Origin of the sequence: Agrobacterium sp. LY4, assembly GCF_001526585.1 — a bacterium.
GTDB classification, from domain to species: domain Bacteria; phylum Pseudomonadota; class Alphaproteobacteria; order Rhizobiales; family Rhizobiaceae; genus Agrobacterium; species Agrobacterium leguminum.
This window is the reverse complement of record NZ_ASYA01000052.1, coordinates 70,245-92,296: the sequence shown is the minus strand read 5'-3', so window position 1 is coordinate 92,296 and position 22,052 is coordinate 70,245. Positions and strand designations below refer to the sequence as shown.

Here is a 22,052-nt window from a genome sequence, read left to right as displayed (position 1 = left end):
TGCCTCCACACAAAAAGAAGGGCCGCAGAGCGGCCCTTTAGGCGGGGAGAAGGAAGCGGGCTCAGGAAAGCCCGCCAATATGAAACGTCTTGATTTCCAGATATTCCTCGATGCCGACCTGTGCGCCCTCACGGCCGAGGCCGGATTGTTTGACGCCGCCGAAGGGTGCGACTTCGGTGGAGATTGCGCCGGTGTTGAGGCCGACCATGCCGAATTCCAGCGCCTCGCCCACGCGCCAGGCGCGTTTCAGGCTTTCGGTATAGAAATAGGCGGCGAGGCCGAAGGGCGTGCCGTTGGCGATGGCGATGGCTTCTTCTTCCGTCTCGAAACGGAAGAGCGGTGCCACCGGTCCGAAGGTTTCTTCGCTTGCCAGCCGCATCCCGGTCGTGGCGCCGGTCAGCACCACGGGGGCGGTATATTGCGGACCTTCCGGCAGATCATGTGGTTTGGTAATGACCTTCGCGCCCTTGGAAACGGCGTCATCGATATGGGCGCGGATCTTGGCGATGGCCGGTTCGTTGATCATCGGGCCGATGGAAACGCCTGCCTCGGTTCCGGGTCCGACCCGCATGGCATCGACGCGATCCGCCAGTTTTTTCGCAAACGCGTCATAGACGCTCGACTGCACGAGAATACGGTTGGCGCAGACGCAGGTCTGGCCGCCATTGCGGAATTTCGAAACCAGCGCGCCTTCGATGGCGAGATCGAGATCGGCATCATCGAACACGATGAAGGGCGCATTGCCGCCCAGTTCCAGCGACAGCCGCTTGACGCTGTCGGCAGCACCGCGCATCAAAAGCGAGCCGACACGGGTGGAGCCGGTGAAGGAAATTTTCCGAACCGTCTCGTTGGCCATGATTTCGTTGCCGATTTCCGTAGGCATGCCGGTGACGATGTTGATGACGCCGGCGGGAATGCCGGCCCGTTCGGCAAGCACGCCGAGCGCCAGCGCCGAATAGGGCGTGAATTCCGAAGGCTTGATGACAACGGTGCAGCCGGCCGCAAGTGCGGGCGCGACCTTGCGGGTGATCATGGCGTTCGGGAAGTTCCACGGCGTGATGATGCCGCAGACGCCGACCGGTTCTTTCAGCACCACGATACGCCGGTCTGGCGTCGGTGAAGGGATGGTGCTGCCGCCGATACGACGAGCCTCTTCCGCGAACCATTTGACGAAGGATGCGCCGTAGCGAATTTCTCCCTTCGCTTCATCCAGCGGCTTGCCCTGTTCGGTGGTGAGGATCAGGCCGAGATCGTCGACATTGTCGATCATCAGCGCGAACCATTTTTCGAGAAGCGCTGCGCGCTCCGCGTGGGTCTTTTTCTTCCACGGGCCGAAGGCGGCGTTGGCGGCTTCGATGGCCGCGCGGGTTTCCGCGCCGCCCATATCCGGCACGGTGCCGATTACCGCCTGCGTCGCCGGGTCGATCACGTCGACCGCCTTGCCCGATGCCGCCGCCTTCCATGCGCCGCCGATCAAGCCCGTCTGGCGAAAGAGTTCCTTGTCCTTCAAGCCCTGCATCATAATTCTCCGAAATCAGTCGAGCGCCGCAAGAATTGCGGCGGTGATGGCGTCTGTCTTGTCCTTGCCCGGCACCGTGCCGATACCCCGGCCGGTCGCCGTTTCCAGCGCCGTCATGATACGCACGGCCGCGTCCTTTTCATCGAGATGCTCGAGCATCATCGCGCCGGACCAGATGGCGGCGATGGGGTTGGCAATGCCGAGATGGGCGATATCCGGGGCCGAACCGTGCACCGGCTCGAACATGGAGGGCGCGCTGCGGTCAGGATTGATATTGGCGGAGGCGGCAAAGCCGAGGCCGCCCTGAATGGCTGCGCCGAGGTCGGTCAGAATATCGCCAAAGAGGTTGGAGGCGACCACGACATCGAGGCTTTCCGGGGCCATAACCATGCGGGCCGCCATGGCGTCGATGTGGTAGCTGGAAACCTCGACGTCGGGATATTCGGCAGCGAGCTTGTGGGTCACCTCGTCCCAGAACACCATCGAATATTTCTGGGCATTGGACTTGGTGATGGAGGCAAGCTTGCCGCGACGCTTCTGCGCCTGTTCGAAGCCGAAGCGCAGGATGCGCTCCACACCCTTGCGGGTGAAGATCGAGGTTTCGACGGCAACTTCATCGTCGGTGCCCTGATGCACGCGGCCGCCGGCGCCGGAATATTCGCCCTCCGTGTTTTCACGGATGCAGAGAATGTCGAAGCCATCGGCCTTCAAAGGCCCCTGCACACCGGGCAGAAGCCGGTGCGGGCGGATATTGGCATATTGCACGAAAGCCTTGCGGATCGGCAGCAGCAGGCCGTGCAGCGAGACAGAGTCCGGCACTTCCGCCGGCCAGCCGACCGCGCCGAGCAGGATGGCGTCGAAGCTGCGCAGGGTTTCGATGCCGTCCTTCGGCATCATCGCGCCGGTTTCCTTGTAGAAGGCGCAGGACCAGGGGAATTCCGTTCCTTCAAGCGCAAAACCGGAGGTTTTGGCGGCGGCGTTGAGAACCTGCCATGCGGCGTCCGTTACGCTTTTGCCGATGCCGTCTCCGGGAATGAGTGCGATGCGATGCGTTTTCAAGACATTACCCCTGTTACAGTCCGATAAGGACGCTTTTGCTCTTGCGGTTGGCGAGATAGGCCTCGCGTCCGAGATCCTTGCCGATGCCGGAGCGTTTGTAACCGCCGGTCGGCAATATGTGGTCGCGCGAGCGGCCATAACGGTTGACCCAGATCGTGCCCGCCTGAATGGCGCGGGACAGGCGCATGACGCGCGAGACGTCACGGCTGAAAAGACCCGCCGCCAGACCGTAGGTCGGATGGTCGGAAAGCGCCAGAGCCTCTTCTTCCGTGCGGAAGGTCTGCAGCGTCAGCACCGGCCCGAAGATTTCCTCGGTGACGGCAGGAGAGGTCTGGTCGACATTGGCGATCAGCGTCGGCTGATAGAAATAGCCGGGACCGTCCATGATCGCGCCGCCGGTCAGGCATTCGCCGCCATGGGCGACCGCCGCCTGCACGATGCCGTCGATGCGCTTGCGCTGCACCTCGGAGATGATCGGCGAATATTGCGTCGTCTCGTCCCAGGTCGGGCCGGGTTTCACCGCCTTCATGCGGGCGATGATGGCCGTGGAAAGGGCATCCGCCGCACTTTCCTCGACGATGATGCGCGAGCCCGCCACGCAGGCCTGCCCGGCATTGGAGAGAATATTGCCGGCGATGGCCGCTGCCGCCTTCTCTATATCGGCATCGGCAAAGACCAGTTGCGGGCTCTTGCCGCCGAGTTCCAGCGTCATGGGCTTGATGCCGGTGCGGGCGATATTGGCCATGATGGCGGCGCCCGCGGCGGTGGAGCCGGTGAAGCTGACCTTGGAGATATCAGGGTGTCCGGTGATGGCATTGCCGGTCACGGGCCCGTCGCCCAGCACGATGTTGATGAGACCTGCCGGCAATCCGGCCTTGATCGCCAGCTGCGCCATGAAGATGCTGGAGAAGGGCGTCATTTCAGACGGTTTCAGCACCACGGCATTGCCTGCCGCGAGTGCCGGGCCGAGCTTCCAGCCGGCCATGGAGACGGGGAAATTCCATGGTGTGATGGCGCCGACGACGCCATAGGGCTCGGTCATGATCATGCCGAGGCTCGCATCGTCGGTCGGCACCAGATCGCCGCCTTCCTTGTCGGCAAATTCGGCGAAGAAGCGGATCTGTTCGGCGGTGACGGCGATATCGCCGGCGATCAGCTGGCCCACCGGCCGCGTCGAGGACAGCGCCTCGATTTTCGCCAGCGTCTCGGCCTCTTGCTCGATCAGGTCGGCCCAGCGCTGCAAGACCTTCGTGCGCTCGCGCGGGCGCACGCCGCCCCAGTTGCTGCTCTTCAACGCGGCCTTGGCAGTCTGCACTGCCTCATCGACCAGCGCCGCATCCGCCTTGGGGCAACCGGCATATTCGATGCCATCCGAGGGGCGGTGCATGTCGATGCCGTTTGCCGCCGGAACCAGCCGGTCGCCGATGAAGTGGCCGATCGGCAGGGATAAGCTGTCTGGATCGAAGCTGAGCGTCATGTGGAATCCTCTTTGGATATGCCCCAACGCTAATCCCTGATGGCAAGCAGCATCGACCGACTGCGGCGCGGGCGGTGAATGAAAATCCTGTTTTGCCACCGGCAGACAGTGCAATCTTCGGCGGCCGGTATATGCCGCAGGTCAAACGCCGTAGCGGGCGCTTATACGGTCGAAAATCCCGGCCATCCGCTCGCTAAGGGGGCGGGGATCATCGCCCTCGTTTTCGACCGCTTCAAACACCCGGTGTTTCAGGAAGAAGCGCCATCCCACGGGCGATTTTTGCAGGAATTGCGTCAGAAGATCATAACGCTCCCGGGTCCAGACCGCCTCGAAGGCGAGCCGCTCCGGTCCGTAGCTGATGATATCGTCCGTCTTCCCGCGCGGCGCGGCGCGCAGGGCAGTCGTCGCCTCTTCGTCGATATCATCACTGTTGAGCGCCACCCCATAGTGTCTTGCAGCATTTTCTGCCGAGACCGCACCACGCCGCACATCGCGCAGCACGGCCTGCTGCGGGCGGGTGAAGGGGTCGCCGTAACCGCCGGCTCCCGGTCCTATGACACGAATGACATCGCCCGGGCCGCAATGGACGATATCGGTATTGCCGAGCGAGATTTCGCCCTCGGTATCGGGATTGCGGAGGAAGCGGGAAATCAGCCCCGGACCTGCGCCGTTGACACCCCAGCTCGCCATCACCGAACGGTTGCGATTGCGGGCCGTGACCACCGTTTCCGGGGAGGATATTTCAAACTCCATGACAGCCGAAAGCCCGCCGCGAAAACGGCCCGCCCCGCCGGTGTCGCGTTGCAGCCCATAACGGCGGAAAAGGATCGGTACTTCCGCTTCGCTGATTTCAATCGGCGTGTTGCGCAGAAAACCGGTGGCGCCGCCCGCGCCGTCGCTGCCGTCGCAGAAGGGCGTGCCACCGCCGCCGCCGCCGACCGGGCCGATGGAGGCCATGACCGGGCGGCCGTTCCTGTCGCTGGTCTTGATGTTCATGATGGCGTTTCCGCCGGGTGAGGCGGCGGGAATAAGCTCCGGCAGCGCCTTTGCAAAAGCGCCGATGGTGACGATCTGCGTCATGGCGCAGGTCAGCGAACGCATGCCGACGGCGGCCGGGCGCTGGCAATTGACGATCGTGCCTTCCGGCAGCACGGCCCGCGCCGGGCGCAGGGTGCCGGCATTCAGGAGCAGGCTGTTATCGAGCGTATAAAGCACATAGGTCAGGCCGACCATGACGAGTGAATGCCGCTCGCGGCCGCCGGTCGGCATGTTCAGCGACGAGCCGAGCTGCGGGTCGCTGCCGGTATAGTCGAGGACGGCTTCGCCGCCGCGGATTTTCAGCGTCAGCGCCACGCGGCATGGCCGGCCCCCGACGGAATCCTCATCGGCATAATCGGCAAAGAAATAGTCGCCATCGGGCACCCGGGTCAGGATTTGCCGGGTCTGCTCTTCCGCATAGTCGAAAATCTGGCGCACACCGTCCAGAAAATCGTCAAAGCCGAAGCGGGCGATGATCTCCTGCATCTTGCGTTCGCCGATATTGACGGAGGCGATCTGGGCGTGGAGGTCGCCGATATTCTGTTCCGGCATGCGGACATTGGCCTTCATCATGTCGATGATGAAGGGATCGAGCCTGCCTTTGCGCACGAGCTTGACCGGCGGGATGCGCAGGCCTTCCTGCTCGATTTCGGAAAGCGAGCGGGACAATGAGGCCGGAACCGCGCCGCCGACATCGGTATTGTGGATGTGCCCGACCACGAAACAGGCAATTTTGCCCTCATGGAAGACCGGTTTCCAGATGTGGATATCTGGAGAGTGAGTGGCGACGAAACCGCTATAGGGATCGTTGGTGATGCAGATATCGCCCTCTTCATATTCCTCGAACATGGAAAGCAGCGGCGCGTAATCGATGCCGCTATACCAGGGCGCACCGAATTGCCGGGGGTTGGCGAAGGCCAGCCCCTCGCGCGTCACCACCTGACAGGAAAAATCCTCGGTCTCCTTGACGAAGGCGGAATGGGCGGTGCGCATCAGCGTAAAGGCCATGGCATCGGCGGCGGCCGAGCAGAAATTGGCGAGCACCTTGAGATTGCGGCGATCGATGGTCATGGGTCAAAACTCCCGCTTGGTAATGACGAGATTGCCGAAACGGTCCACATGGACCGAAAAGCCGGGCGGCACGACGGTGGTGGTATCGTCCTGAAGGACGATGGCGGGGCCGTCGAAATCGTGACCGGCCGCCAGATCGTCACGGTGATAGATCGCCATGTCGTGTTCCATGCCGCCAAACCAGCCTTTCGTGTGAAAGCGCGGCGTTGCGGGGCCAGTGGCCACGCCTGTCTCGCGAAGCGGCGGCTTCGGTGTTTTCCCGGAGACGACAAGTCTGAGATTGACCATCTGCACCGCCGCCCGCTCATCGGAATGACCGTAGAGGCGGGCATGTTCCTCATGGAAAGCCCTGTTTATAGCGCCGGCGTCGCCGCTGCCCAGCCATTCCGACTGCAGCGTGGTCTCGATTTCGTAGGATTGGCCGCGATAGCGCATGTCGGCGGAAAGCCGCATCTCGCAATCACCGTTAAAACCCTGTTCCTTCAGCCAGTTGCTGCCGGTTTCCTGCATTTCGGCGAGAAGGGGGGCGAGATCGAAGATTTCCCTGTCGTTCACATCGCAATAGGTGGTGCGGATGAAATCGTTCTTCAGATCGGCAATCAGGCCGCCGAGCGCGGAAACAACGCCCGGGGTGGGCGGCACCACCACACCCTTCATGTCCAGCTCGCGGGCGAGGAAGCAGGCGAGCATCGCGCCGGCGCCGCCGAAAGCGAAGAGGTGAAATTCGCGTGGGTCGATGGCGAAACGGGAGGTCAGGGCATTCACCTCCGCATACATGCCGGAGACGGCGATATCGACGATGTTGCCGGCGAGCGCCTCGACGGAAAGGCCGAGTTTTTCGGCGAGCGGCGAGAGCGCGGCGCGCGACGCGGCGTGATCGACGGTCACCGCGCCATAACCGAGCGGCATATGGCCGATGAGATTGGCGGCCGCCATGGCGTCCGTGATCGTCGGGCGGTTACCGCCACGTCCGTAACAGGCGGGTCCCGGCGTCGAGCCGGCACTTTCAGGCCCCACCTGCAACAGGCCGAGGCTGTCGACCCATGCGACCGAGCCGCCGCCCTGGCCGACGGAGCTGACCGAAACGGAGGGGACATGAATCTGGAAATCGCCGATCAGTTCGCCGACCCCATATTGGGCCTCGCCATCAAGGATCACGGCCACATCGGCGCTGGTGCCGCCGATATCGAGGCTCATCACTCGCTCAAAGCCGCTGGCCTTTGCCAGATAGCCTGCGCCGATGACGCCGGAAGCGGTGCCCGACAGGATCATCTGCACACATTCCCGCCGCGCCTGATCGATGCCCATGACGCCGCCATTGGTCTTGGTGATGAGCAGCGGGCAGGCAATGCCTTGCCCGCGCAGCACCGTTTCGAAACGGTCGAGGTAATGTGCGACGCGCGGCTGGACATAACCGCTGATGACGGCGGTGACGGTGCGCTCATATTCGCGGATGATCGGCCATGTCTCGGCAGAAGAAACCACCGGCAATTGCGGAGCGATGCGTTCGATCATCGCCTTCACGGCAAGTTCGTTTTCGGGATTGCGGTAGGAATGCAGGAAGGCGAGCACGATGCCGTCGCAACCGGCTGCAAGGGCGCCGGCGACAGCCTGTGCCACATTCTCTTCGTTCGGAGCGAGCTTTACCTCGCCGGTCGCCAGCATGCGCTCGGCTATGCCGAAAACCCGTTCGCGCGGGATGAGCGGTTCCGGCCGCACGGAATAGAGATTGTGGATCTGCGGAATTTTCAGGCGTGCAACGCCCAGCACGTCCTCGAAATTTTCGGTGGTGAACAGCGCGACGTTCTGGCCGTTGCGCTGGATGACGGTGTTGACGCCGACGGTGGTGCCATGGGTGAAATAGGAGACGTCCTTCGCTTCGATGCCGTCGCGCTTTTTCAACGTATCGAGCGCGAGAAGGATTTCTTCTCCGGGCGCGTCGGGGCGGGAAAACACCTTCAGGGTGGAAAGCGCGCCGGTCCCATCGTCGAACACGGCAAAATCCGTAAACGACCCGCCCACATCGACGCCAATGCGATATCCCATCTCTTCCGTCTCCTTTTCCAGTGCGGACGATGCTGTCATCGGGACCGGAAAAGGGCCAAGCATTTATGGGGTAAGGGTCATAGCCCCAGGTTATGAGGATGGCGGATGTGGCTCATAGGGAGGGTTCTCAACCCTCGCCGGGTTTCGGCACCGTCATATAATATTCGGGATGAGGTGCTGCGCGATAGCCGGCCTTTTCGTAAACGCCATGGGCGTCGCGGGTCGCCAACATCCAGCTCGATACCGTCGAAAGCTCCGGGTGTGTGCGTATCTCGGTGGCGATCCAGGACGCAAGGCCGCGACCGCGATGATCCTCCACCGTGAAGACATCGCGCAGATAGCCGAAAACGGCATAATCCGTCACCAGACGGGCGAAGGCGGCCATGGAGCCGTCAGGGGCGTAAACGCCGACCGGCAGCGAATGCGAAAGCGCCCGCTTCAGCCGGTCGGCGGTCATTCCCTGCGCCCAGTAGGAATCGCGGGCGAGAAAACCATGGACCAGATCGAAATCCACCCGTGCCGGATCGGTGCTCAGCACATAGCCGTCGCGGGTGATTTCGAAAATGGCCGGTTCCCAGTTCATCCGTTCACCGTAACATAGATCTTGCGGACGGTTTCAATGGTTTTCCAAACGCCGACGAAGCCCGGCTTCATGACGAAACTGTCGCCAGCCGTATAACGCAGCGGTTCGCCGCCTTCCGGCGTGATTTCGATGACGCCTTCGAGAATATGGCAGAATTCGAAGGTTTCGCCCTTGATCGAACGGCTTTCGCCCGGCGTCGCTTCCCAGATGCCGGTGTGGACGGTGCCGTTGCGGGCTTCGTCCAGCGGCCAGGTCTTGAAGGACGGATCGCCGGAGATCAGGCGTTCCGGCAGAGCCTTGGAGGCTTTCGGTTCGAAGGCGGGATGGGTGTCGATGGTCTTGAGAAGCGGCATGGGTGTCCTTTCCTGGAACGGGATGATCAATATCCGCGATTGCGGTCGACGAGGCCGAGCGGCTCGAGGCCGGACTGGTATCGTTTGATGTTCTCGACAACGGTGCGCGCTGCCGAATGCGGCTGGGTGACGCTGGCGATGTGCGGCGTCAGGAGAATTTTCGGATGCGTCCAGAAGGCATGGTCTTCCGGAAGCGGTTCCGGATCGGTGACGTCGATCACCGCGCCCGAAAGCCTGCCGCTGTCCAGCGCATCGATGAGGGCGTCGTGGTCGAGCTGTTTGCCGCGCCCGGCGTGAACCAGCCCCGCACCCTCGGGAAGCATCCCCAGGCGTTCGCCATTCAGAAGTCCCGTCGTTTCGTCGGTCAGCGGCAGCAGGCAAACGAGAATATCGCTGGTCGAAAGGATCGTGGATAATCCGGCTTCGCCATGATGGCAGGTCACGCCATCGATCTCGCGCGGTGAACGGCTCCAGCCGGAAAGCGGAAAACCGAAGGGTTTCAGCCGTTCCAGCGCCGCAACGCCCAGCATGCCGAGGCCGAGAACGCCCACCCGGCAGTCTTCCGCCTGACGCTGCGGCAAGGCCTTCCAGAGTTGCTGGCGCTGCTGTTTCAAATAGACCGGCAGGTTGCGGTGAAGCGCCAGCACGCCGAGGCTCACATATTCCTGCATCATGCGGATGATGCCTTCATCCACCATGCGCACGACTTTTACATGCGCAGGGACGGTGTCGATGTGAAACTGATCGACGCCCGCACCGATGGAAAACAGGATTTCGAGATTACGGTAGCGGCCGATATCTTCCGGCACGGTCCAGGTGATGAGGTATCGAACCGCATCCGGATCGACGCTTTCGGCATCCATCGAAAAGGGCAGTTCCGGGAGGTCGCGGGCCAGGGCCTGCCGGAAAATCTCGCCGCGCTTCGCGTCGGAATTGAAGAAGAAAGTCATCTGAAATCCGTGGTTCCGAAGGTTTAAACCGTGCAGCGGTTCGCCAGTGTTTCCAGCATCGACTGGCAGGCCGACAGTTCGCCGGCCGTTATGAATTCGTCCGGTTTGTGGGCGCGGCCGATATCGCCCGGGCCGCAGATGATGGCGTCGATGCCGGCCGCCTGAAAAAGCCCGGCCTCCGTGCCATAGCTGACGGCGGCGATGCAGGGCGTGTCGGTCAATTCTTCCAAAAGCTTCACGAGCGGCGCATCGGCGGCAAGGGAGAGCGCCGGATAATCGCTCATCGGCGTCCATTCTATGTCGATGCCCTCGGCGGCGAGCGCTTCGACACGGTCGCGCACCGGCTGGAGCAGGGCAAGCGGCGACACGCCAGCAATCGCCCGCGCCTCCAGTTCGATGGCGCAGAGATCGGGGATGATATTAATCGCCTGTCCGCCTTTCGCCGTACCGATCTGCAGGGAGGAATAGGGAGGCTCGAACGTCGCTTCGAAGGGACCCTCGGTGAGAGCCTGCGCGGTCTCGACCGCCTTTGCCATGATGCCGGTCATCAGATGAATGGCGTTCACGCCCTGATCCGGCCGCGAGGAATGGCCGGAGCGGCCGCGAATGGTGATGCGTGCGGCGGCCTTGCCCTTGTGGGCGCGCACCGCATGCAGATTGCTCGGTTCGCCGATGATCGCGCCCGCCGGTTTTGCGCATAGCTCCGGCAATCGGGCGATGAGATGCGGAACGCCGCGGCAGCCCGCCTCCTCGTCATAGGAAAAGGCGATGTGAACGGGCCGCTTCAGCGCCATGCGTGAAAATGCCGGTGCTGCGGCGAGAACCGTGGCCAGAAACCCTTTCATGTCGGTGGTTCCGCGTCCGTAGAGGCGCTCGCCTTCGGTTCTCAGCGTAAAGGGATCGGAGGACCATTCCGGCTCACCGGCAGGCACCACATCCATATGGCCGGACAGGATGTATCCGCTGGCATCGGCCGGGCCGAAGCTGGCAAAGAGATTGGTGCGGTCGCCCTCCGGGCCGGCAAGCAGCGATACTTTCGCGCCGTGGCTTTCCAGATAATCGGCGATCCATCCGGCAATGTCGCCATTGGCGGTTCCGACCACCGACGGGAAGCCGACAAGACGCTCCAGAATGTCGATTGCGTTCATGGCTGTCTCCGTCGCTTCAACGCCGAAAAGCTTAGAGCGGCCTGCGGCGTTTATCTGCTGAAATACGGGTGATTTCAGTAGATTGTTGTGTCCTTCCAGCGCTTTCGGAAAATTCCTGCTGACGAGACTGGTTATCTTCGGATGTCGTGAGCTGGGCTGCCGGGATCAAGGTTCCGCGCCGGAGGGAATGAGAGCCGTTTGTCATGGAGCTGCTCAAAGTCGATAGTTTCGAGTTGCGGACAGTGGATATCGCCGATGTGGAGGCCGATCATCTGCATGCTTTGTCCATGGCTGTCGGATGGCGATATCACGCGAACGAATGGTGTTTCCTGCGGCAGTGCGGCGTCGGGCTTGCCGCGCTTGACGAAATCGATCGCGTTGTCGCAACGGCAATGCTGTTTTCTTATGATGAGGGTTTCGCCACGGTCGGCATGGTCATCGTTTCTCCCCGTTTGCAGGGGCAGGGCGTCGCACCATGGCTGGTGGGCCAACTCATTGCGGGCTACCCTGAAGCCGCCCTGCGGTTGAACGCCACGGAAGCCTCGCGACGGCTTTTCGCACGGCTGGGTTTTGCCGGAGATACGGAAAAAGTACATCTCCTGCGTGGCAAGGCACGCTGCCCTGCCGAGATGCCGACGCTTGGAAGAAAACAGAGAATCGAGCCGCTGTCCGAGGATCATTTGTCCGCCGTGGCGGATCTGGATCGAGCGGCTTTCGGTGTTTCGCGCCGGGGTGTCCTGCAACGCCTTCTCCGGGAAAATACGGGTTATGGCCTGTTTGAGGCCGATCGTCTTGCCGCCTTTGCATTGCGGCGTGCAGCGGGGCGGGGTCATATTGTCGGTCCGGTCGTCGCCGGTGACGAGGCGGATGCGATTGCGCTGGTGAGGCGACATTTTTCCGATCTCGACGATCAGCTTGTCCGTCTCGATGCTGTGCAGGATAACGGTCTTCTGACCGAGTTCCTGGCGCAATCCGGGCTGGTGGTGATCGAAACGCTCACCGCCATGTCGAAAGGCGCACCGCAACCGGCAGGCTCCGGTTCCGTAAAGATTTTCGCCCTGGCGGGCCCGTCTTTGTGCTGAGGTGCGGCACTATCGCAATTGACGCCCCGCCTCTTGCCCCTTATGTGAGAAAGCGACGGTTCCTGCAGCCGAAAGGCGAAGGGATTAATAGGGAACATGGTGCGGGCGATCTTTTTCGCCCAATGCCGTGGCTGCCCCCGCAACTGTAAGCGGATTGTCGTTCATCCCCGTGACGCTTCAAGGCGTCATGCCACTGTATTCTCCGGAATGCGGGAAGGCAGATGAGTGACGCAAATCCGTGAGCCAGGAGACCTGCCGTCGAAATATAAACCATCGTTACGGGCGGGGAAGCCCGGAGGAGGAGATTGTAATGTTATTTCATAACATTTCGTTTGCGTCCTATTGCCGTTCTCCGTACAAGACGTCCCGCTGTTGCTGCGCGTTCTGACGCCTGCTGCTCTGGAATAAGATTTACTTTCGACTGGAGAACACATGTTTCATTCTAGACGCCTGCCGGTCCATGCCGGCTTTCTGGCCGCTGCGCTTGCGGTTTTGCCTGTCGCCGGCGCCAATGCTGCCGAAACCACCTATCCCCTGACGATCAACAGCTGCGGTCAGGATATCACCTTCAAGCAGGCGCCCGCCCGCACCGTGTCCGTCGGCCAGAGCACGACCGAGGTTCTTTACCTCCTCGGCCTTTCCGACAAGGTGGTCGGCACGGCGCTGTGGATCGGTCCGGTTTTGAAGGGTTACGAGGAGGCCAATGCCAGGGTCGAGCGGCTGGCTGACAATGATCCGAGCTTCGAGGCGGTCATCGGCAAGAAGCCGGACCTCGTGACGACGCAGTTCCAGTGGCAGATCGGCCCGGAAGGCGTTGTCGGAACACCGGCGCAATTCGCCGAGCTTGGCGTTCCCGTTTATACCTCGCCCGCCGATTGCATGGGCAAGGACAATTCCGGTGGCGGCGACGGCGTGCGCAACACCGTCTTCACCATGGATCTGATCTACCAGGAAATCCGCGATCTCGCCAAAATCTTCAACGTGCAGGATCGCGGTGAAGAGGTCGTTGCCGACCTGAAGAAGCGTGAAGAAGCCGCCCGCGCCAAGATCGCTTCCGCCAACGGCAAGCTTTCGGCCGTCTTCTGGTTCTCCAGCGCCGAGCTCGATATCGATCCCTATGTGGCCGGCCGCAATGGCGCTCCCGGCTACATCATGTCCGCGCTGGGGTTGAAGAACGTCATCGAAAGCGATGAAGAATGGCCGACCGTCGGCTGGGAAACCATCGCCAAGGCCAATCCCTCCATCATCGTCGCCGGCAAGATGGATCGCCGCCGTTTCCCGGCTGACGATGTCGCCGTCAAGCTGAAGTTCCTCGCCACCGATCCCGTGGCCAGCATCATGCCAGCCGTCAAGGAAGGACATGTGTTCGAGATGGATGCGCAGGCGATGAACCCGACCATTCGCACCATTGAAGGCATCGAAACGCTGGCCGAGGCGATTTCGGCTGCCGGCCTCGCCAAGTGAACGGTCTTTCCATCCATCTCGGCAGGGTAGGGCTGGCTTTTGCCGCGCTCGCCCTGCTGCTCGTCGCGCTGATGGCCGGGGCGGCCATCGGCGAGACCGCCATTCCTTTCGACGTCGTGGCGAAAACAATCGCCAACCGCGTCTTCCATGCGGCCTATCTGCTGGAACCGCTGGATGAGGGCATTGTCTGGAGTTACCGCCTCAGCCGCGCCGTCGTCGCCGCCTGTTGCGGCGCTTCTTTGGCGCTGGCCGGGGCGGTGCTGCAATCGCTTTTGCGCAATCCGCTTGCCGATCCTTATATTCTCGGCATTTCCGCCGGCGCCTCCACCGGTGCCGTCGCTGTCGCGCTGCTTGGCTTCGGAGCGGGGTTCCTGACGATGCCGGCCGGGGCGCTCATCGGTGCTTTCGTCGCGTTTTCGTTGGTCAGTCTTCTGGCGGTGCGGGCGGGACACGGCAACAGCGCCATCATTCTGGCGGGGGTGGCCGGGTCGCAGCTGTTCAACGCCATGACCTCTTTCATCGTCACCAAATCCGCCAATGCGGAACAGGCGCGCGGCATCATGTTCTGGCTGCTGGGCAACCTCTCGGGCGTGCGCTGGCCGGATGTCTGGCTGGCGCTGCCGGTCAGCCTTGCGGGACTTGCGGTGTGTCTCTGGTATGCCCGGGCGCTCGATGCCTTCGCCTTCGGCGGTCAGGCGGCTGCCTCGCTCGGCATTCCGGTGCGCTGGGTCTATGCGGTGCTGATCTCCGTTTCGGCGATCATGACGGCTGCGATGGTGTCTCTGGTCGGCTCCATCGGCTTCGTGGGCCTCGTCATTCCGCATGCCGCGCGCATCTTCGTCGGGGTTCGACACGGTATATTGCTGCCGGTGACGGCGCTGACCGGCGCGGTTTTCATGATCGTCGCGGATATTCTCTCGCGCATTGTCATTCCGGGGCAGGTGCTGCCCATCGGCGTCATCACCGCACTCGTCGGCGCACCCGCCTTTGCCTTCATCCTTGGGCAGAAGAGGGGGCGTTCATGAAATTATCCGCCCACGACCTGCATTTTCACGCCGGCAATATCGATATCGTGCGCGGCGTTTCGCTCGATGTCGGTTCCGGTGAGTTTCTCGGCGTCATCGGACCGAACGGTTCCGGCAAAAGCACGCTGCTCTCCATGCTGGCGGGTATTCGCAAGCCGCGCCGGGGGCATGTTACGCTCGGGGGTGAGCCGCTTGCGTCATTGGGACGGCGAGACCTTGCCCGCCGGCTCGCCTTCGTGGAGCAGCAGGCCGAAACCACCGAACGCATCACTGCACGACAGGCGGTGGAGCTTGGGCGCACGCCCTATCTCGGGCCGCTTTCCGCCTGGTCGCAGAAGGATGACGCCATTGTTGATGCAGCACTTGCCAATGTCGACATGGCCGACAAGGCGGAGCGCAACTGGCACCATCTTTCCGGCGGCGAACGCCAGCGCCTGCATATCGCCCGCGCATTGACGCAGGAGCCGCATATCCTGCTTCTGGACGAACCGACCAACCATCTCGACATAGGCCACCAGATCGGCCTGCTCGATCTGGTGCGCCGGCAGGGCCTGACCGTTGTGGCGGCGCTGCACGATCTCAATCACGCCGCCATGTTCTGCGATCGCGTCGCCATCATGCACCGGGGCGAGATGATCGCGGTCGGTCCGCCGCGGGAGGTTCTGACACCGGCGAGAATAGCCGCCGTCTTCGGGGTGGAATGCGTCGTCACCACGGATGAGGGGGGCTTTTCCCATATTCGTTTTCTGCCGGCCCATGGGCGGGCCGAGCATCCAAGGAAAGTACTGGCACGATGATGACATTGACGACGTTCGCAAACGCCGCTGCAAGGACCAGCATGTTTTGGGCCGCTGCCGTCATTGCCGTGGCGTTCACGGGCTTTCCGCTTCAGGCTTCAGCCGAGACCTTCGAGGTGAAAATGCTGAACCGGGGCGAAAAAGGCCCGATGGTATTCGAGCCCGATTTTCTCGAAATAGCGCCCGGCGACCGCGTGCGCTTTGTGCCTACCCACAAGAGCCACAATGCCGCGACCATCGATGGCATGATCCCTGAAGGTGCCGAAGGTTTCAAAGGCCGGATCAATGACGAATTCGAGACCGGCTTTGAAAAGCCGGGCTTTTACGGCATCAAATGCTCGCCGCATTACGGCATGGGCATGGTCATGCTGATCAAGGTCGGCGAGGCGACCCTGCGGCAGAGCTACCGGACGGTGGACGTACCCGGCCGGGCAAAGCCAAGGTTCGAGGACCTCTTCGAGCAGGCGGAAAAATGAGGCTGCACTGAACTCTCATCCGTCATGCCGGACTTGATCCGGCATTCAGCCACGGCGCGTCTGCGCCGTGGGAAGAGTCTTTTGCGATCAAGGACTTGATCGCACTGGACCCCGGATCTAGTCCGGGGTGACGGAGTAGTCTCCCGGCTTCACCGCGCACACGGCATAACGATGTTGCAGCCCGCGCAGAATGCCTTTCAGCAGGCTGAAATTTTTCGCCTGGGCGCGGTGAATGGCCTGAAGCTCCTGATCGATTGCGACAGGTTCGAAGCCGGTAGCACGCAACAGCGCCGCGACATCGCCGGCCCTTGCGCCCTTCGAAAAATAAACGCGGGAAAGAATGCTGTTGAAGGTGTTTTCCGGGTCCGCCGGCTTGTGCGGCTGGTCCGATTTGACGAGGCCGATGCTTTCGAGGCTGGCCGCCAGTTTCTTCACCAGTTTTTCGCGCCAGCCGGTATTCACGAAGTCGCCGTCGACGATCAGAAGCCGTCCGCCCGGTTTGAGGACACGGAACCATTCGGCAAAGCTTGCCTGCGGGTCCACCAACGTCCAGACCAGATGACGGGTGATGATGACATCGGCGCTTTCATCCGGCTCCATCGTGTTTTCGGCATCGCCAACGAAAAAGCGGATGGTGCGGCCACGGCTTTTCGCTTTTTCACGGGCAAGCGCCAGCATGGTTTCCGACCAGTCCATGCCGGTGACGTGAAAACCGAGATCGTCCATAAGGTGCGAGATGACGCCGGTGCCGCTGGCAAGATCGAGCGCCTTGCGGCCCTCTCCGTGGCCGAGATGTTTCAGGATAAGCGCGTGCCAGGCCTCGCGCTCGTCTTCGGAGAAAATTTCATGCCCGGGGGAAAGGTCGAAAGTCGCGGCGCGGCCGGACCAATAGGATTTGATTTCGTCTCTGAGACTGTCGTTTTTGCCATATTGGATTGTGTCGATCATCGGTCTTCAACTCATGTACCGGTCAGTTAAGAATGGCTCTAAAACATAAATGTTGACTAGTATAGTCAGAAAATAATACAGCCGCGCCAGTCAACACTGGAGAGCAATATCCGATGCGCATCTCAGCCAAATCTGCGGCACTTGCCCTTGGCCTTCTCGTATCCGCCGCATGGCCGGCATTCGCCGAAAAGGTCACCGTCAAGGATGTGACGGGCCGCGATGTCGAGGTGAATGTGCCGGTATCGCACGTCATCCTCGGTGAAGGTCGCCAGATTTATTTCCTGGCTGCGCTCGACAAGGAAAACCCTTTCCAGCACGTGGTTGGCTGGCGCGACGATCTGACGAAAGCCGACCCGGAAACCTATGCGGCCTATCTCGCCAAGTATCCGGAAATCGCCAAGCTGCCGACTTTCGGCGGCATGAAGGACGGCACTTTCGACATAGAGCAGGCTGTCGCCCTGAAGCCTGACGTGATCCTGATGAATATCGACGCCAAGACGGCAACCGAAGAAGCGGGCTATATCGAAAAGCTCGCAAAGGTCGGCATTCCGCTGGTCTACGTCGATTTCCGTGAAAAGCCGATGGAAAATACCGAGCCGAGCATGCGCCTCATGGGCCAGCTGACGGGCAAGGAAAAGATCGCCGAGGACTTCATCAAGTTCCGCGCCGACTCCATCGCCAAGGTTACCGATACGCTTGAAAAGGCCAATCCGAAGAAGCCTGTCGTGTTCATGGAGCGCGCCGGCGGTTACTCCGACGATTGCTGCATGTCCTTCGGCAACGAGAATTTCGGCAAGATGGTGGAGCTTGCCGGCGGCGTCAACATGGCCAAGGACATCATTCCCGGCACCTTCGGCACCGTCAATCCGGAACAGATCATTGCCTCAAACCCGGAGCAGATCATCATTACCGGCGGCAACTGGAACGGTTATGTTCCGGGCGGCAACTGGGTCGGCGTCGGTTATGGCGCGGATCTGAAAGAAGCCCATCGCAAGCTTGAAAACCTGACCAAGCGCCCGGCTTTCACCGGCGTGCAGGCGGTGAAGGACGGTAATGTCCACGCCATCTGGCATCAGTTCTACAACAATCCCTATCAGTTCGTGGCCGTTCAGGAAATCGCCAAGTGGCTGCATCCGGACCTCTTCAAGGACCTCGACCCGGAGGCGACCTTCAAGGAACTGCATGCCCGCTTCCTGCCGCTCGACTACAAGCCCGGCTACTTCGTTTCGCTGAAGGACGCCAGGTAATAAAGGGACGGTGAAGGGGAGCGCCGTCCAACCGATGGATAAAGCCGCAGCCATGCGGCTTTATCGCTTTGTTTTGGAACTCAATGAGGACTTCTCATGCGGCTCAACGCTCTCAGGCATCTTGCGGTGCTGGCTTTCTCCCTTCTCGCCGTGCCGGTTCTGGCTGCCGAGATTACCGATGTCACCGGTCGCAAAGTCGAACTGGACCTGCCGGCCAGACGCGTCATCGTCGGTGAGGCGCGCCAGGTGCATGTCATTGCCGCACTCAAGGGCGACAAGACCTTCGACACCATCGTCGGCTGGCGTGACGATCTTCTCAAGAAGGATCCCGACAGCTACACCGCCTATGTCGAGCGTTTTCCGCAGGTCGAGAAACTGCCGCGCTTCGGTTATGTGCCGCAGGGCGATTTCAGCCTGGAAACGGCCATCACCCTTTCGCCCGATGTGATCACCCTCAATCTGGAAGCGGAGAAATCCGCCAAGGAGAGCGGTTTCGAAGAAAAGGCCGCCGCCGCCGGCATCAAGATCATCTATCTCGATTTCCGCATCGATCCTGAAAAGAACAGCGAAGCCTCGGTCGAAATTCTCGGCAAACTCTTCGGCGCCGAAGAGCGCGCGAAGGAGTTCATCGCCTATCGCCGCGCCGAAATCGCCCGCGTGACCGACCGGCTCGCCAGCGTCAAGGACCTGAAGCGCCCGAACGTCTTCATTGAACGCGCGCCCGGCATTTCCGGCGAAAACAATTGCTGCCGCACTTTCGGACCGGTCAATTTCGGCGCGATGGTCGATCTTGCCGGCGGCCATAACATTGCCGACGGCATCATCAAGACGACCTTCGGCGATCTCAATCCCGAACAGCTCGTCGTTGCCGATCCGGACCACGTCATCGTCACCGGCTCCAACTGGGCCGCCGAATCCGACATCAACCAGTTCGTTCCGGTCGGACGCGGGGCGGATATGGCTCTTTCCCGTGAGCGACTGGCCAATCTGATGAAGCGCACGCCGTTTCCGGAACTGAAGGCCGTGAAGCAAGGCAATGTCCATGCCGTCTGGCACCAGTTCTATGGCGCGCCCTACGAATTCTTCCCGATCCAGCAATTCGCCAAGTGGTTTCATCCCGATCTCTTCGCCGATCTCGATCCGGAAAAGAATTTTGAGGAATTTCACCGCAAATTCCTCCCCGTCACCTACAAGCCGGGTTACTTCGCCTCGCTCGAAAAAGGTTTGAACCAATGAGTTCGCTGAATGAAAGCGCGGTTGGTATCAGTGGGCGCGATCAATATCGCGCCCTTGCCGCGCGCAGGATAATCATCCTCTTCGGGCTTTTTATCGCGCTGTGTTTCAGCATGGCCGCCGACATGGCGCTCGGGCCGGCGCGCTATACGCTCTCCGAGGTTCTGGCGACGATTGCCGATCCGGCCGCCGTCGGAAACCAGCTTCGGGTGGTGATCTGGGATATTCGCATGCCGATCGCGCTGATGGCGGTGACCGTCGGAGCGTCGCTTTCGGTCGCGGGTGCGCAGATGCAGACCATCCTGTCGAACCCGCTCGCCAGCCCCTTCACGCTCGGCATTTCGGCTGCGGCAAGCTTCGGTGCGGCGCTGGCGCTGGTTGGCGGCGTGGCGATCTTTCCGGGCGCCGTGCATTACATGGTGCCGATCAACGCCTTCATCATGGCCATGGTCGCGGCTCTCTTCATCCATTTCGCCTCGACGCTTCGCGGGGTGACGGTCGAAACCATCGTGCTGCTCGGCATCGCGCTGGTGTTCACCTTCAATGCGGCGTTGTCGCTGCTCGAATATCTGGCCTCCGAACAGGCGCTTGCCGCCGTGGTTTTCTGGACCATGGGCAGCCTGACGAAGGCGACCTGGGACAAGGTCTATATTACCGCCGCCATCCTCCTCGTCACCGTGCCGTTGTTCATGCGCAATGCCTGGGCGCTAACGGCGCTGAGGCTCGGCGATGACAAGGCGGCCAGCATGGGCATCAATGTCCGGCGGCTGCGGTTGACGACCATGCTGACGGTCAGTCTGCTGGCGGCCATTCCGGTTTCTTTTGTCGGCACAATCGGTTTCGTCGGGCTGGTCGGTCCGCACATCGCCCGCATGGTGGTGGGTGAGGACCAGCGTTTCTTCCTGCCCGGCTCGGTGATCTGCGGCGCGCTGCTTCTGTCGGCAACCTCGGTCATCAGCAAGATTCTCATTCCCGGCGCTATTCTGCCGATCGGCGTCATCACGGCGCTCGTCGGCGTTCCGTTCTTTTTCGCGCTTATTTTCGGCAACAGGAGGCGCGCATGGTAGCGCTCGCACTGAAAGATGTCGGCGCCGCCTATGGGCGCATCACGGTTCTCTCCAAGGTCGGCATCGATACGCTGGAAAGCGGCAGTGTGACGGCTGTGATCGGCCCGAATGCCGCCGGCAAGTCGACGCTTTTCAAGCGCATCGCCAGCCTGATTTCCGGTCCCGGATTGGTGGAACTCTCCGATACGGCCCGCGGCAACCGCGCCATCTGCTACATGCCGCAGGATACCGGCGCCAACGCCGTGCTGACCGTTTATGAATCCGTACTTCTTTCCGCCAAGCAGGGCGGCGGCTGGCGAGTCCATGACGATGAGCTGTTCGAGATCGACGCCATTCTCAAGGCGCTGAAAATCCATGACCTTGCTTTCCGCGGGCTTGGCGAATTGTCCGGCGGTCAGCGGCAGCTTGTTTCGCTGGCGCAGGCGCTGGCGCGCAAGCCGGAAGTGCTGCTGATGGACGAGCCGACCTCCGCGCTCGATCTTCATCGGCAGATCGAGGTTCTGGGTTTCGTCACCGATCTGGCGCAGAAGACCGGCATGATCGTGCTGATCGCCCTGCATGACCTCAACCATGCACTTCGTTATTGCGCCAATACGATGGTTATCGCGCGTGGCGAAATGGTGGTGAGCGGTAGCACGGAGGCGGTGATAACCCCGGAGATGCTGCGCGATATCTATCGCATCGATGCCCGTATCGAGCCCTGCTCGCAGGGCAGACCCATGGTCATCGTCGACGGGGCCATCTGACAGGTCAAAACCCGGCCGCGCTTGCTGCCGGGTCCGCTCGATGCGGCCTGCACAAATTCTTGATGATAATAGTCATGAAATATCTGTTCGATTCACGGTTTGGATGCTAGAGCTTTGAGCGGCAGAACTGCGCGGCCATTCGGGGGCGGCGGGTTTCGTCGATCCTTGAAATTTCTCTCGGTTGAGACATGGGCATACGGGAAGATGACAAGCGTTATAACGCTTACGTCGCGCATAGGGTCGACCTGATCAAATACGCCACCCTCATTCTGGGGTCGCGGGCGGATGCGGAGGACGTGGTTCAGGAAGCCTTCCTGAAATTCGTGCCGGAAGCCTCCGGCAATCCCTCCAACCTCAAATCTTATCTTTTTCGCATCGTTCGCAATCTTGCGCTCGACAACCGCCGGCGCAACCGGCAAGACCTGCGGGAGCGACCGGATGACACCCCCTTCTGGGGCGTGCCGCAGGATCATGGTACGCCGGAAGAGCATGCGCTGTTCTGCGATGAAGTTCGGCAGATGCAGACAATTCTGGAGACCCTGCCGGTTCAGGCGCGCGTGGCATTGGAAATGCACAGATTCGGTGGTTACAATATGGAGGAGATCGCTCGTCACCTTGGCGTGTCCGTGGCCAGCGCTCACCGCCTGATCAAGGGTAGCATTGCCGCGATTACCAGAGAAATGAAGTGAAATTGCCCTGATTGTCCCATTATGTGAAAAAAAA

The 22,052-nt window shown here is 61.3% G+C and carries 20 protein-coding genes and 1 riboswitch; of the genes, 10 read left to right on the top strand and 10 right to left on the bottom strand.

Annotation, left to right across the window (positions count from 1 at the left end):
* Nucleotides 1–61 precede the first annotated feature (61 nt).
* From L904_RS23875 to argE, 9 genes are all read right to left on the bottom strand, one after another.
* A complete protein-coding gene (locus L904_RS23875; RefSeq protein ID WP_020813304.1) occupies nt 62–1,519 on the bottom strand; it encodes an NAD-dependent succinate-semialdehyde dehydrogenase in 1,458 nt (485 codons plus the stop codon).
* A 15-nt stretch (nt 1,520–1,534) separates the two neighbouring features.
* Nucleotides 1,535–2,578, bottom strand: a complete 1,044-nt coding sequence (locus L904_RS23870) for a tartrate dehydrogenase (protein WP_020813303.1) — start codon at nt 2,576–2,578, stop codon at nt 1,535–1,537.
* Nucleotides 2,579–2,591: 13 nt separating this feature from the next.
* On the bottom strand, nt 2,592–4,055 hold the full coding sequence (locus L904_RS23865; protein WP_031234532.1) for an aldehyde dehydrogenase: 1,464 nt from the start codon (nt 4,053–4,055) through the stop codon (nt 2,592–2,594).
* A gap of 141 nt (nt 4,056–4,196) precedes the next feature.
* Nucleotides 4,197–6,164, bottom strand: a complete 1,968-nt coding sequence (locus L904_RS23860; protein WP_020813301.1) for a hydantoinase B/oxoprolinase family protein — start codon at nt 6,162–6,164, stop codon at nt 4,197–4,199.
* A 3-nt stretch (nt 6,165–6,167) separates the two neighbouring features.
* Nucleotides 6,168–8,210, bottom strand: a complete 2,043-nt coding sequence (locus L904_RS23855; protein WP_020813300.1) for a hydantoinase/oxoprolinase family protein — start codon at nt 8,208–8,210, stop codon at nt 6,168–6,170.
* Between the two features lie 127 nt (nt 8,211–8,337).
* Entirely contained in the window at nt 8,338–8,793 is a 456-nt protein-coding gene (locus L904_RS23850) for a GNAT family N-acetyltransferase (protein ID WP_020813299.1), read from the bottom strand.
* Nucleotides 8,790–9,146, bottom strand: coding sequence for a cupin domain-containing protein (locus L904_RS23845; protein WP_035264219.1), 357 nt, complete (start codon nt 9,144–9,146; stop codon nt 8,790–8,792). The genes L904_RS23850 and L904_RS23845 overlap by 4 nt, the downstream gene beginning before the upstream one ends.
* Before the next feature lie 26 nt (nt 9,147–9,172).
* The gene (locus L904_RS23840) at nt 9,173–10,096 is read right to left on the bottom strand and encodes a glyoxylate/hydroxypyruvate reductase A (protein WP_020813298.1); all 924 of its coding nucleotides are present in this window, start codon (nt 10,094–10,096) and stop codon (nt 9,173–9,175) included.
* 23 nt (nt 10,097–10,119) lie between these two features.
* On the bottom strand, nt 10,120–11,244 hold the full coding sequence (argE, locus tag L904_RS23835) for an acetylornithine deacetylase (RefSeq protein WP_020813297.1): 1,125 nt from the start codon (nt 11,242–11,244) through the stop codon (nt 10,120–10,122).
* 203 nt (nt 11,245–11,447) lie between these two features.
* Between argE and L904_RS23830 the strand changes: the two genes are divergently transcribed.
* From L904_RS23830 to L904_RS23810, 5 genes are all read left to right on the top strand, one after another.
* Nucleotides 11,448–12,326: a GNAT family N-acetyltransferase gene (locus L904_RS23830; protein ID WP_020813296.1), complete on the top strand. Its 879-nt coding sequence runs from the start codon at nt 11,448–11,450 to the stop codon at nt 12,324–12,326.
* Nucleotides 12,327–12,365: 39 nt separating this feature from the next.
* Nucleotides 12,366–12,601: riboswitch (cobalamin riboswitch) on the top strand.
* 157 nt (nt 12,602–12,758) lie between these two features.
* Nucleotides 12,759–13,790 (top strand): ABC transporter substrate-binding protein, encoded by a 1,032-nt coding sequence (locus L904_RS23825; RefSeq protein WP_020811616.1) that lies wholly within the window; start codon nt 12,759–12,761, stop codon nt 13,788–13,790.
* Nucleotides 13,787–14,815, top strand: coding sequence for an iron ABC transporter permease (locus L904_RS23820; RefSeq protein ID WP_020811617.1), 1,029 nt, complete (start codon nt 13,787–13,789; stop codon nt 14,813–14,815). The genes L904_RS23825 and L904_RS23820 overlap by 4 nt, the downstream gene beginning before the upstream one ends.
* Nucleotides 14,812–15,612, top strand: coding sequence for an ABC transporter ATP-binding protein (locus L904_RS23815; RefSeq protein ID WP_020811618.1), 801 nt, complete (start codon nt 14,812–14,814; stop codon nt 15,610–15,612). Before L904_RS23820 ends, L904_RS23815 begins: the two co-directional genes overlap by 4 nt.
* The gene (locus L904_RS23810; RefSeq protein WP_020811619.1) at nt 15,609–16,088 is read left to right on the top strand and encodes a pseudoazurin; all 480 of its coding nucleotides are present in this window, start codon (nt 15,609–15,611) and stop codon (nt 16,086–16,088) included. Before L904_RS23815 ends, L904_RS23810 begins: the two co-directional genes overlap by 4 nt.
* 117 nt (nt 16,089–16,205) lie before the next feature.
* Here L904_RS23810 and L904_RS23805 read toward each other — a convergent pair whose 3' ends face one another.
* Complete coding sequence (locus tag L904_RS23805) at nt 16,206–17,036, bottom strand: class I SAM-dependent methyltransferase (RefSeq protein WP_020811620.1); 831 nt, start codon at nt 17,034–17,036, stop codon at nt 16,206–16,208.
* 113 nt (nt 17,037–17,149) lie between these two features.
* Here L904_RS23805 and L904_RS23800 point away from each other — a divergent pair, with 113 nt between their 5' ends.
* The 5 genes from L904_RS23800 to L904_RS23780 all read left to right on the top strand — a co-directional run bounded on the left by L904_RS23800 (nt 17,150) and on the right by L904_RS23780 (nt 22,018).
* Nucleotides 17,150–18,283, top strand: coding sequence for an ABC transporter substrate-binding protein (locus L904_RS23800; protein ID WP_035262089.1), 1,134 nt, complete (start codon nt 17,150–17,152; stop codon nt 18,281–18,283).
* A gap of 96 nt (nt 18,284–18,379) precedes the next feature.
* Entirely contained in the window at nt 18,380–19,519 is a 1,140-nt protein-coding gene (locus L904_RS23795; protein ID WP_020813247.1) for an ABC transporter substrate-binding protein, read from the top strand.
* Entirely contained in the window at nt 19,516–20,583 is a 1,068-nt protein-coding gene (locus L904_RS23790) for an iron ABC transporter permease (RefSeq protein WP_020813248.1), read from the top strand. Before L904_RS23795 ends, L904_RS23790 begins: the two co-directional genes overlap by 4 nt.
* Nucleotides 20,577–21,329 (top strand): ABC transporter ATP-binding protein, encoded by a 753-nt coding sequence (locus tag L904_RS23785; protein ID WP_003524635.1) that lies wholly within the window; start codon nt 20,577–20,579, stop codon nt 21,327–21,329. The genes L904_RS23790 and L904_RS23785 overlap by 7 nt, the downstream gene beginning before the upstream one ends.
* A 188-nt stretch (nt 21,330–21,517) precedes the next feature.
* Complete coding sequence (locus L904_RS23780) at nt 21,518–22,018, top strand: RNA polymerase sigma factor (RefSeq protein ID WP_020813249.1); 501 nt, start codon at nt 21,518–21,520, stop codon at nt 22,016–22,018.
* The last annotated feature ends 34 nt before the right edge of the window (nt 22,019–22,052 follow it).

What these genes read in the sequence shown, in the direction of transcription:
- L904_RS23845 (WP_035264219.1), bottom strand. Translation starts at nt 9,146, where the DNA reads ATGCCGCTTCTCAAGACCATCGACACCCATCCCGCCTTCGAACCGAAA.
- L904_RS23850 (WP_020813299.1), bottom strand. Translation starts at nt 8,793, where the DNA reads ATGAACTGGGAACCGGCCATTTTCGAAATCACCCGCGACGGCTATGTG.
- L904_RS23810 (WP_020811619.1), top strand. Translation starts at nt 15,609, where the DNA reads ATGATGACATTGACGACGTTCGCAAACGCCGCTGCAAGGACCAGCATG.
- L904_RS23855 (WP_020813300.1), bottom strand. Translation starts at nt 8,210, where the DNA reads ATGGGATATCGCATTGGCGTCGATGTGGGCGGGTCGTTTACGGATTTT.
- L904_RS23795 (WP_020813247.1), top strand. Translation starts at nt 18,380, where the DNA reads ATGCGGCTCAACGCTCTCAGGCATCTTGCGGTGCTGGCTTTCTCCCTT.
- L904_RS23860 (WP_020813301.1), bottom strand. Translation starts at nt 6,164, where the DNA reads ATGACCATCGATCGCCGCAATCTCAAGGTGCTCGCCAATTTCTGCTCG.
- argE (WP_020813297.1), bottom strand. Translation starts at nt 11,244, where the DNA reads ATGAACGCAATCGACATTCTGGAGCGTCTTGTCGGCTTCCCGTCGGTG.
- L904_RS23805 (WP_020811620.1), bottom strand. Translation starts at nt 17,036, where the DNA reads ATGATCGACACAATCCAATATGGCAAAAACGACAGTCTCAGAGACGAA.
- L904_RS23800 (WP_035262089.1), top strand. Translation starts at nt 17,150, where the DNA reads ATGCGCATCTCAGCCAAATCTGCGGCACTTGCCCTTGGCCTTCTCGTA.
- L904_RS23830 (WP_020813296.1), top strand. Translation starts at nt 11,448, where the DNA reads ATGGAGCTGCTCAAAGTCGATAGTTTCGAGTTGCGGACAGTGGATATC.
- L904_RS23815 (WP_020811618.1), top strand. Translation starts at nt 14,812, where the DNA reads ATGAAATTATCCGCCCACGACCTGCATTTTCACGCCGGCAATATCGAT.
- L904_RS23790 (WP_020813248.1), top strand. Translation starts at nt 19,516, where the DNA reads ATGAGTTCGCTGAATGAAAGCGCGGTTGGTATCAGTGGGCGCGATCAA.
- L904_RS23865 (WP_031234532.1), bottom strand. Translation starts at nt 4,055, where the DNA reads ATGACGCTCAGCTTCGATCCAGACAGCTTATCCCTGCCGATCGGCCAC.
- L904_RS23785 (WP_003524635.1), top strand. Translation starts at nt 20,577, where the DNA reads ATGGTAGCGCTCGCACTGAAAGATGTCGGCGCCGCCTATGGGCGCATC.
- L904_RS23875 (WP_020813304.1), bottom strand. Translation starts at nt 1,519, where the DNA reads ATGCAGGGCTTGAAGGACAAGGAACTCTTTCGCCAGACGGGCTTGATC.
- L904_RS23840 (WP_020813298.1), bottom strand. Translation starts at nt 10,096, where the DNA reads ATGACTTTCTTCTTCAATTCCGACGCGAAGCGCGGCGAGATTTTCCGG.
- L904_RS23825 (WP_020811616.1), top strand. Translation starts at nt 12,759, where the DNA reads ATGTTTCATTCTAGACGCCTGCCGGTCCATGCCGGCTTTCTGGCCGCT.
- L904_RS23780 (WP_020813249.1), top strand. Translation starts at nt 21,518, where the DNA reads ATGGGCATACGGGAAGATGACAAGCGTTATAACGCTTACGTCGCGCAT.